This window comes from Longimicrobiales bacterium (genome assembly GCA_035764935.1).
Classification (GTDB): domain Bacteria; phylum Gemmatimonadota; class Gemmatimonadetes; order Longimicrobiales; family RSA9; genus DASTYK01.
On record DASTYK010000015.1, the window covers coordinates 1 to 10,080 of the forward strand.

The 10,080-nt window shown below is 67.0% G+C and carries 7 protein-coding genes; 5 read left to right on the forward strand and 2 right to left on the reverse strand.

All coding sequences use genetic code 11. The annotated features are described in order from the left end of the window. Positions 1-1,619, reverse strand: a 1,619-nt coding sequence (locus tag VFU06_00900; protein HEU5207938.1) for an arylsulfatase, incomplete at its 3' end; no start/stop codon positions are given. A 313-nt stretch (positions 1,620-1,932) separates the two neighbouring features. On the opposite strand from VFU06_00900, the gene VFU06_00905 reads away from it, so the two are divergent. The 5 genes from VFU06_00905 to VFU06_00925 all read left to right on the forward strand — a co-directional run bounded on the left by VFU06_00905 (position 1,933) and on the right by VFU06_00925 (position 7,768). Then, entirely contained in the window at positions 1,933-2,334 is a 402-nt protein-coding gene (locus tag VFU06_00905; GenBank protein HEU5207939.1) for a nucleotidyltransferase domain-containing protein, read from the forward strand. Next, on the forward strand, positions 2,334-2,738 hold the full coding sequence (locus VFU06_00910) for a HEPN domain-containing protein (protein HEU5207940.1): 405 nt from the start codon (positions 2,334-2,336) through the stop codon (positions 2,736-2,738). The genes VFU06_00905 and VFU06_00910 overlap by 1 nt, the downstream gene beginning before the upstream one ends. A gap of 343 nt (positions 2,739-3,081) precedes the next feature. Then, on the forward strand, positions 3,082-5,940 hold the full coding sequence (locus VFU06_00915; protein ID HEU5207941.1) for a TonB-dependent receptor: 2,859 nt from the start codon (positions 3,082-3,084) through the stop codon (positions 5,938-5,940). A 74-nt stretch (positions 5,941-6,014) separates the two neighbouring features. After that, positions 6,015-7,316 carry a RagB/SusD family nutrient uptake outer membrane protein gene (locus VFU06_00920; protein ID HEU5207942.1) on the forward strand — a complete coding sequence of 434 codons (1,302 nt, stop codon included), beginning with the start codon at positions 6,015-6,017 and terminating at the stop codon, positions 7,314-7,316. Positions 7,317-7,450: 134 nt separating this feature from the next. After that, entirely contained in the window at positions 7,451-7,768 is a 318-nt protein-coding gene (locus VFU06_00925; GenBank protein ID HEU5207943.1) for a hypothetical protein, read from the forward strand. Between the two features lie 110 nt (positions 7,769-7,878). Here the strand turns inward: VFU06_00925 and VFU06_00930 are convergent, their stop codons facing one another. Further along, positions 7,879-9,663: a serine hydrolase domain-containing protein gene (locus tag VFU06_00930; GenBank protein ID HEU5207944.1), complete on the reverse strand. Its 1,785-nt coding sequence runs from the start codon at positions 9,661-9,663 to the stop codon at positions 7,879-7,881. Between the last annotated feature and the right edge of the window lie 417 nt (positions 9,664-10,080).

Sequence of the window (10,080 nt, forward strand, 5' to 3'; positions counted from 1 at the left end):
CGCTCCGCCCGCCACAGCTCCAGCATCTCGCGATACACATCCGGCCGCGCGTCCGCCAGGTTGCGCGTCTCCCCCGGATCCGCCTCCACGTCGTACAGCTCGAAGCCGGCCTCGTCGAATGGCGGCTCCAGTGTCACGAGCTTCCATGGCCCGCGTCGCACGAACGCGCGGCCCGCGTGGAACAGCGTCGTCACGTAGTCGGCGTCGTGCACGGTCGTCGCATCCCCCGCGAGCAGCGCGGCCATGCTCTCCCCTTCCATCGCGCGTACGGAGCCGTTGTCGGGGTACGTGGCGCCGGCGAGCTCGAGGAACGTGGGCGCGAGGTCCATCACGGTCGTGTAGGCGCGGTTCATCGTTCCGCGCTGCGTGACCTGCGGTCCGGCGATGATGAGCTGCGCGGCCATGCCGCCCTCGCGCGTGTACGTCTTGTAGCGGCTGAACGGCGCGGCGCCGGCCTGCGCCCAGCCGCGGCCGTACGAGATCCACGAGTCGGGCCGGCCCATGTTCTCGTACGAGTTGTCGTAGCGCGCCTGCAGGTACTCGACGAACGGGCCGGTCAGGTAGAAGTCCTCCGAGCCCGCGGCGCCGTTGTCGGACATGAAGACGATCAGCGTGTTGTCGTAGACGCCGCGCTGCTTCAGCCGATCGATGATGCGGCCGATGTGGTGGTCGAGGTTCTCCACCATCGCCGCATACAACTCCATCTTGCGCGCCTCGATGCGACGCTGTTCCGCATCGAGCGAGTCCCATGGCGTGATGGCTTCGTTGCGTGGCGGCGGCTCTGCGTCCGGAGGCAGGATGCCCTTCTGCTTCAACCGATCGAGGTTCCGCTCGCGCAGGACGTCGTATCCCTCGTCGTACTGACCGCGGTAGCGGTCCAGCCACTCGTCGGGCACCTGGAGCGGCCAGTGCGGCGACGTGTACGCGGCGAACGCGAAGAACGGGCGGCCGTCGTCGAGCTGCTCGTCGATGAACCCGATCAGCCGGTCCGTGAACAGCTCCGTCGAGTACCGGCCCGCCGGATACTCCGCCTCCTCGCCGTCCTCCCGGTACAGGGAGCCGCCCTCGAAGAAGCCGACGGCGTTGAAGTGGTTCGCAGCGCCGTGCGTGAGCTGGTACGAGCGCTCGAAGCCGGCGGCGAGCGGGCTCTGCTCGCGCGCGTCGCCCAGGTGCCACTTGCCGGTGCTGTACGTGTGGTAGCCGGCCTCTCGCAGCAGCCGCGGGAACGGCACGACGCGATCCGACAGGTAGCCCTCGTAGCCGGGGAATCGTGCGAGCACCGAGTCCGGGCTCTGCTGCCCCATCCCGGCCACGTGGTTGTTGTTGCCGGTCAGCAGCATCGCGCGCGTGGGCGCGCACATCGGCGCGGTGTGGAAGTTGGTGAAGAGGATGCCCTCTTGGGCGAGGCGGTCGATGTTGGGCGTGCGGATGTCGCTGCCGTACGGGCCGGTGTCGGTGTAGCCGAGGTCGTCGGCGACGAGGAGCAGGATGTTGGGGCGATCGGCGCGGGTGGCGGCTTCAGCGGGTGCACGCGCGGGGGCGCAGGCCGAGAGGACGACGAACGCCGCGATCACGCTGAGCGGGAGAAACGGGCCGGGGACGATCGGGGGACGTCGCATTCTGGGCCTCGCCTGTCGATGTCGGGGGCGTCGCGCTGCACTCCGCTGCACGTATGAATGGAGCGATCATCATCCGGTCGCCAGCGTCTTGACCGACGCCGACCAGCTCACCTCCTGACGCACCTTGACGCTATAGTACTACAAATAGAATCTTAGTATCATGGTAACGAGCACCCCGTCCGGCCGCTTCGTCCTCCGCCTCGCGCCGAGCCTCCACGCGCAACTGACGCAGTCCGCGCGCAAGGCCGGCCTTTCGCTCAATGAACACTGCACGCGCAGCCTGGTTCGCGCCGAGGCCCTCCCGGAATCACCCGTGACTGAAGTCGTGGCTGCGGCAATCGAGCAGCTCGGCCCCGGCCTGGTCGGCGCTGCCATCTTCGGCTCCTATGCCCGTGGCGAGGCGGGATCATCGTCGGACGTGGACGTGCTGTTCGTCGTGAGCGACGAGGTCGAGGTGACGCGGTCGTTGTACGATCCGTGGGACGTGCGGGAATTCACGATCGATGGCCACCGCGTGGAGCCACACTTTGCGAGGATGCGCGTCGAAGCGGATCGCATCTCCGGATTCTGGGCGGAGATCGCCGTGGACGGCGTGGTCGTCTACGATCCGGAGCTGGCTCTCGCGCGTGAGCTGATCCGCATTCGGCGCGCGATCCTTGGTGGCCTGATGGTTCGCCGCACGGCCGGCGGACATTCGTGGTGGTCGGCCGCGTGATGCAGAACCGCGACCTCGCCCGTGACCACGTATGGCGCTCGGAGATCCGGCTTCGAGCGCTGGCTGTTCTGTACGATGCGGAGAGCTGGGCGGACGTCGTGCGCGAATCGCAGGAGATCGTCGAGCTCGTCCTCAAGGGTCTGCTGCGCAGTTGTGGCGTGGCGCCGCCGCGTGTGCACGACCTGTCCGAAGTACTGCTGGCTGAACGAGACCGACTGCCGCCGCTGCTGGAAGAGCACCTGGACCGGATGGTCGCCGTTTCACGACGCCTGCGCCGCGACCGCGAGCTCGCATTCTACGGTGCCGAGGACCTCACGCCGTCGGGCTTCTACACGGTCGAGGATGCGGATCGTGCGCGAGCGGATGCGGAGGCGCTCGTCGCGCTCATTGCGCCTCACGTCTGACCGATACACGCGCGTAGTCACGGCAACGTCAGTACAACGCTCAGTCCGCGCATCATGATGATCCACTCCTCATGAAGGTTGACCTCCCGGTCATGCGTGCGTACTCTGCGTTTCATGGTGTACAATACAGGACACTGTTCACTCCGCATCCCGGAGCCCGCAGAAGTATGCGGGCGCCGCCGAGCCGTACCGCCCCAGCTTCTATCTGATCCGACCGCGACTGCGTTCACTCCATATACCAGCCAGACCTTCGATCCACGTCCCTTCAGCCGGGAGGTGCCGCTGCCCCGTTGCCAAGAAGCCTGATCCTTCTCTCTCAGACCCGAAACATCAGGAGCGCGCAATGTATCAGCACAGCCACTCGGCACGGCCGCGTGTATTCGCGGTCGCGCTCGCAGGGCTGCTCGTCGGCGGAGTAATGCCAGCGAGCGCACAGGAAACGGGCACCGTTGCCGGCACGGTCGTGCACGCGAGTACTGCCCAGCCGATCGTCGGTGCCCAGGTCGTGGTAACGGGCAGCGGCATTGGCACGGTTACCAATGCGGAGGGCCAGTTCCTCCTGCTCAACGTGCGACCCGGCGAACGCGAGATCCGCGTTCACATGCTGGGTTACTCCGCTGCGAGCCGTCGTGTCGATGTCACCGCTGGCGCGACGACCACCGTGGAATTTCAGCTCGAGGAGTCGGCGATCGCGCTGGACCAGGTCGTCGTCACCGGGCAGGCGCGCGAAACGCGACGCCGTGAGGTGGCCGCCTCGATCGCGTCTGTGGACGCCTCCGAGCTCGAGGACGCCGCGATCACTTCGGTTGCGGAGATGCTGCAGGGCAGAAACCCTGGCGTGACCGTGCTGCCGGGCGGCGGCAAGGTCGGCCAGGGCACCAAGATCGTGCTGCGCGGCCCGTCGAGTCTGTCGCAGGGCGTGGAGCCGCTGATCTACGTGGACGGCGTGCGGATGGACAACTCGACCGCGACAGGTGTCTTCACGGGTGGTGAGGGCTGGACGGGCCTGGACGACATCAACCCCAATGACATCGAGCGGATCGAGGTCGTGCGTGGCGCGGCGGCCGCGACGCTGTACGGCACAGAAGCTTCGGCCGGCGTGATCCAGATCTTCACGAAGCGGGGCAAGCAGGGTGAACAGCGCTGGAATTACAGCGGTGAGTTCGGCGTGTCGAACAGCCCGAAGGACTGGTGGGGTGTCTCGGTCTACAGTGACTGGTTCTATGACGCGTACGTGAACAACAACGCGACGCAGCAGCAGCATCAGCTCTCGACCTCCGGCGGCCAGGAAGGCTACAGCTTCTATGCGTCGGGCTCGTACAGCACCCAGGACGGGCTGCTGCCGGGCAACTCCACGGAGTACAAGTCGTTCCGCGGTAACCTGCAGCTCTTCCCGCGGAGCGACCTGGTCCTGAATATCGGCACCGGCTACTCCGACCGTTTCGTTGCGATGCCGCAGGACGCGAACAACATCTACGGGTACGGCATCAATGCACTGACGGCGGGGCCGCGCGGGCTGTTCATGCCTGTTGAAGAGATTCCGCTGATCAATGTCGGGCTGAAGAGCCGCCGGTTCACCGGTAACCTCAGTGCGGAGTACAAGCCGGCGGAGTGGTTCAGCAGCCGCGCCACGCTGGGCGTCGACGTTGCAGGGATGGACAACATCGAGCTGCACCCGTACGGCGCCAACGACTCGAACCCGCTGGGTCGCAAGAGCAACTACCGTCGTGATGCGACGACGCTGACCGCCGACATTTCGGGCGTGTTCACGTTCCCGCTCAGCGAGAACGTCCGCTCGACGTCGACCATCGGCTTCCAGGGCAACGAGATCAAGGTGGGTGCCTCGGAAGCGTCGGGCCAGGAATTTCCGGTCCCGGGCCTCACGACGGTCAGCTCTGCTGCGATCACCTCGGGTTGGGAGTACCGCGGAGTCACCCGCACCGCCGGTGTCGTGTTCCAGCAGGACGTCGGCCTCTTCGACCGCCTGTTCCTGAACGCCGGCTTCCGGCTGGACGGTCACAGTGCGTTCGGTGACGATGCGGGCTACGCCTTCTATCCGAAGGGCGGCGTGTCGTACGTCGTGTCGGACCACGAGTTCTTCCCGGACCTGTTCGACTCGTTCCGCGTGCGCGGCGCCTACGGCACCGCCGGCCGACAGCCGGGCGCGTTCGACGCGGTACGTACGTGGAGCGCGATCTCCGCAGTCGACGGTGTCCCCGCAGTCACGCCATCCAACATCGGCAACTCGGAGCTCGGTCCGGAGATCAGCCACGAACTCGAGCTCGGCTTCGATGCGAGCGCGTGGAACGGCCGCGTCGGCATGCAGCTGACGTGGTACAGGCAGCGCACGGAGGACGCACTGCTGCCCGTCTCGTATCCGCCGTCCGACGGCTTCGTCGGCTCACAGCTCGAGAACGTGGGTGAGATCCAGAACACGGGTCTGGAGCTGGCCGTGAACGGCACGGTGCTGGCGCTCGACGACTTCGTGTGGAGCGCACACGCGCAGTTCGCGACGTTCGACAACGAGGTCACCGATCTGGGCGATCTGCCGGAGCTGTACCAGCACTGGACGCAGATCACGCGCGAAGGCTATCCGGTCGCGTCGTACTTCGGTGATCGCTTCGTCATGGAAGACGGTGAGGTGGTCGTGGCGGCCGACGACTACATCGGTCCACCATTCCCGACGAAGACGTTCCAGCTCGGCATGGACTTTACGCTCTGGGACCGTGTGAATGTTCGCGGCCTGATGGATCACGCGGGTGGGCATTTCATCGAAAGCAGCACAGTGCGGTGGCTCACGCGAACCAACGTGCCGAACGGCGACGAGATCGTGGATGAGTCGCTGTGGGGCACATCGGTCGCGTCGTGGTGTCACGATTCGGGCGCCGATGAGCTGACGCAGGCGATCTGTGAGTCCCCATGGCCCGAGAGCGGGCGGGGCAATGTCGTCCGACCCGCCGACTACTGGAAGCTGCGCGAGGTGACTGTGTCGTACAACCTGCCGCAGAGCATGTTCGCGGGGCTGGGCCTGGAGAGTGCCCGCGTGTTCCTCTCCGGCCGCAACATCTGGCGCCACGTGAAGGATCATATGCTCATGGAGCCGGAAGCCAACTACTCGACGGGCAGTGATCTCAGCCAGCAGGACTACTTCAACACGCCGATTCCGAGGACACTGATCTTCGGCATCAACGTCGGCTTCTGATCCTGATGATGAGGAACATGAACATGCATATACATCATGGAAGCGGCCGCCGGACCGGAGCGCGGGCGTTGGCGGTGATCACCGCCGGGTTTGCAGTCGTGGCGCTCGGTGCGTGCAGTCTCGACGTGGACAACCCCACGATGATCGAGGACGCGGACCTCGACAATCCGGATGCCGTTCCCGCGATCGCGGCCGGCGTCGCAGGCGACTTTGCATACGCGGCCGTCGTCCCGGGCGGCGGCGGCGTGTACGTCGCGGGCGCGATGCTGACCGATGAGCTGGTGCATGTCGGCACCTGGGTCGGGCTGCGCGGCCTCAGTGATGGGCAATCCCGCAACGACTGGGTCGAGTCGCAGTCGCGCTGGTCGGAGCCGTCACAGGCGCGGTGGGTGGCGGAAAAGGCCATCGACCGTATCTCGGCGCTCGTCGAGGACCCGCAGACGAACGAGTACGTTGCGCAGGTCACGCACTGGGCCGGGCATGCGAACCGGCTGATGGGGGACGCGTTCTGTGAAGCGGTCATCGATGGCGGCGACCTGCAGCCATACACCGTCTATTACGATCGTGCCGCGACCTACTTCACCGACGCGATCGGTATCACGGCCGCCGCGGGCCTGGAGGACTACCGGCTCTCCGCGATCGGCGGGCGCGCCCACGTCCGGATGATGCAGGGCGACTGGGCAGGCGCAGTCGCGGACGCCGCAGAAATCCCGACCGACTTCGTCTTCTACCAGGTACACAGCACGAACTCGGGTCGTGAGAACAACGACATGTACTGGTGGGGCTACCTGCGCTCCGAGGGCTCCGTATGGGGCACCCCATTCGCCGAATGGGGCGTCAACCTGAGCGACCCCGGCGCGGGCGGTGATCCACGCGTGCAGTATGACGACTCCGGGGACACCGGCGGTGATGGGCGCCGGCCGTTCTACCGGCAGCGCAAGTACCGCAGCTATGACGACGACATCGCACTCGTCAGCGGTACGGAGATGCGGCTGCTGGAAGCGGAGGCACTGCTGCACGCGGGATCGATCGGTCCGGCCATGGACAGGATCAACGAGGTCCGGCAGTACCACAACGCCACGGACGGATACTCACTGCCCGACCTGACTGCCGCCACGATCGAGGAGGCGTGGGAAATCCTGATGCGGGAGCGCGGCATCGAGCTGTGGCTCCAGGGCAAGCGCCTGCCGGATGTGCGGCGCTGGATGGTGTCGCCGGGCTACGTACCGTTCGAGGTGGTACGCGCCGAGGCGCGCGGCCAGCCCGCCAGCGCGGATCCGTGGGTAAACGTGCTCGACGCCCAGGTCATCACCGAGCGCGGCGATCTCTGCCTGCCGGTGAGCAAGGACGAGATCGACGCGAACCCGAACTTCTGACCCTTCCATAAGCGGTGGCACACGAGAGGCGCTCTGCTGGACGCAGGGCGCCTCTCTTGTGTGTTCGCTTCGCACGTGTGACCGTCTGCACGGACGTTCTTGCTGCCCGTGACTACACGTGACTACATTTCATCATGCGTGTCGTCGGGATCCGCCAGCTCAAGGCCAGGCTCTCGGAATACCTCCGCGATGTCCGTCGCGGCGAGGTATTCCTGGTGACGGACCGCGACGAGGTCGTGGCCGAGCTGCGCCCTCCGGGATCGCTTCACGCCCCCTCGGATGAAAGCACGGAGAGCATCCTCGAGCGGCTCGTCGATGAAGGTGCCGTGACGCCGCCGCGGCTCGACCGCACGGGCTGGAGCTGGCAACCCACAGCGCTGGGGATGCCGGATGGCAGCGCACTGGATCTGCTGGACGAGCTGCGATCGGATCGCACCGGGGACGGCAGGTGACGGCTGATCGACGACTGGAGGCAACGGCGATCGCCTTCTGACCGCCGTTGTGGTACGCGCCCCTCCCGTCCAGGCTCACACGCCGCGCAACACCCCCACGTCCAACGCGATCACTGCACCCGCTCGAACCTCACGTCGTACACGCGCCCATCCGACATCCGGAACCCGACGACGCGCCCGTCCGCGCCCCGCTCGAAGATCAACGACCGCCCCCGCAGCGTGAACCCGTTCTCGAACGTCGGCTCGAGCACGCCGTCCGGCAGCTTGCGATGCCGGAACGCGAGATGTCCGTCGTCGATCACGAACCGGTACTCCGTCCCCAGCTCCTCGCTGTAGTACAAACCCGCGAACGCCGCGAGGTCGTCGGCTGACGGATTCCACGCGGGCAGTTGCAGGTACACGTCGTCGGGATCGTCGGCCGTCGTCATCGTGGCGGGCTCGCCGTCGCGCGGCGCCCGCATCACGAGGATCGCGCCAGGACCGACCATCTGATAGCGGTCCGCGCCCAGCGGCCGCAGCGGGTAGCCGGGCCCGATCATGGCCTTCAGCGTGTCACCGTGCAGCTCGATGCGACGCACGTCGAAGCCGTCGGCATCGCGGTACACGCCCGTGAGCGACGCGAGCGTGCGGCGCGGCACGTCGACCCAGCGGTCGTGCTCCGCCCCGTTCGTTGCCGCGACCTGTGTGGGCTCCGTGTACGCGTCCTCGAGCCACACGTCCGCGACGCGGTTCGCGAGCGCGCCCGGGTTGCTCGACGGGAAGTTGCACAGCACCGCGACGCTCCAGTCCTGCTCCGGGAAGCGCATGAAGTGGCTGCGGTAGCCGGCGTCGGCGCCGCCGTGGCCCACCGTGCGCAGCCCGCGACGCTCGCCGATGCTCAGGCCGTGCGCGTAGGCGATCGTGTCGCCGCTGTTCAGCACGAAGCGCTGCTCCATGCGCGCGAGCGCGTCGCGGCCGCCGACGCGGCCCGTGTGGAAGTTGCGGTCCCACGCGGCGAGGTCGTGCACGGTGGTGAAGAGGCTGGTGGCGCCCACGACGTCGAAGTCGGGGATCGACTGCTTCAGGCCGTGCAGCCCGGTGCTGTCCGGCGCGTACGCGAACGCACGGTTGGGCACGATCATCTCGTGATCGTCGTGGAAGTGCGTGCGCTCCATGCCGAGCGGCTCGAAGATCCGCTGCTGCGCGAACTCGCGCAGCGACTGCCCTGTCACGCGCTCCACGACCACGGCCAGCAGCGTGTAGCCCGTGTTGCTGTAGAGGTAGCGCTCGCCCGGCGCGAAGTTGAGCGCCGTCTGGCGTGACGTGATGTCGAGCACGTCCTTCTGCGTCACGACGTCCGCTTCCCAGCGCCAGCCCGCCATGCTCAGCAGGTTCCACTGGTCGCGGATGCCGCTCACGTGGTGCACCAGGTGGCGCAGCGTGATCGGCTGCCCGAAGTCGGGCACCTCCGGCACGTACTCGCGGATATCGTCGTCCCACGAGACGCGCCCCTCGTTCACGAGCAATTCGATCGCGAACGCGGTGAAGTGCTTGGACACGGACGCGACGTGGAATACCGACTGCGGCGTGATCGGGATGCCGTACTCCAGGTTCGCCATGCCGTACCCGCGCTCGAACACGATCGCGCCCTGCTGCATGACGGACACCGCGCAGCCGGGGGTGGTGGGCGTGTCCATTCGCGCGAAGATGGAGTCGGTGCGGGCGAGGACGTCGGCGGAGGGGGCGTGCTGCGCGGCGGCAGGGAGCGCGGAGGTCGCGAGGAGCGCGAACAGCGCGACGAGGGTCGTCGCGGGCGGCGTCGTCGGGCCGGTCGTCGGGCCTATCGCCGGGATCGTCACATCGGTCATCGCTTGCCAGCGCGACGGTCCGGCAAGCGGCTGACGGGTCGGCTTCATCGCATCTGCTCCTGAGGTTGGCTCCGGCGATCGGCCGCGGAGTGAACCGGCCTGGCCCGGCACTCCAAGCTGCACCACGCGCGCGAGCTGCCGCAAGCGAGCACGGCTTTCCCCCGCAGGGCGACAAGCATGACGTGTTGGTCCGGTGCATGGCGGCTGCCCGGTGACTCAAACCGCTCCGCCGACAACCATCTACTCCCGCGGGAGGTGCCTTGTCGGCTGAACGGTCAGGACAACCCCTGGGCCGACACACATCATCCGCGGCTGTCGTGCGTGGCGCCTGATCGGTCGACTCGATGCCGGTACCCACCCGCGCCGCCGGGGGAGTGAGGCGAAACGGCCAGAAGGGCGGAAGCGTCAAGCCGCCAGTCGCCGCCCCAGGGCCGGTGACTTCCATGAGCGCCAGTACTCGATGTT

Bases quoted from the DNA above. Each gene is read 5' to 3' on its own strand.
- VFU06_00910 (HEU5207940.1), top strand. From the start codon at position 2,334: ATGCAGAACCGCGACCTCGCCCGTGACCACGTATGGCGCTCGGAGATC.
- VFU06_00915 (HEU5207941.1), top strand. From the start codon at position 3,082: ATGTATCAGCACAGCCACTCGGCACGGCCGCGTGTATTCGCGGTCGCG.
- VFU06_00925 (HEU5207943.1), top strand. From the start codon at position 7,451: ATGCGTGTCGTCGGGATCCGCCAGCTCAAGGCCAGGCTCTCGGAATAC.
- VFU06_00930 (HEU5207944.1), bottom strand. From the start codon at position 9,663: ATGAAGCCGACCCGTCAGCCGCTTGCCGGACCGTCGCGCTGGCAAGCG.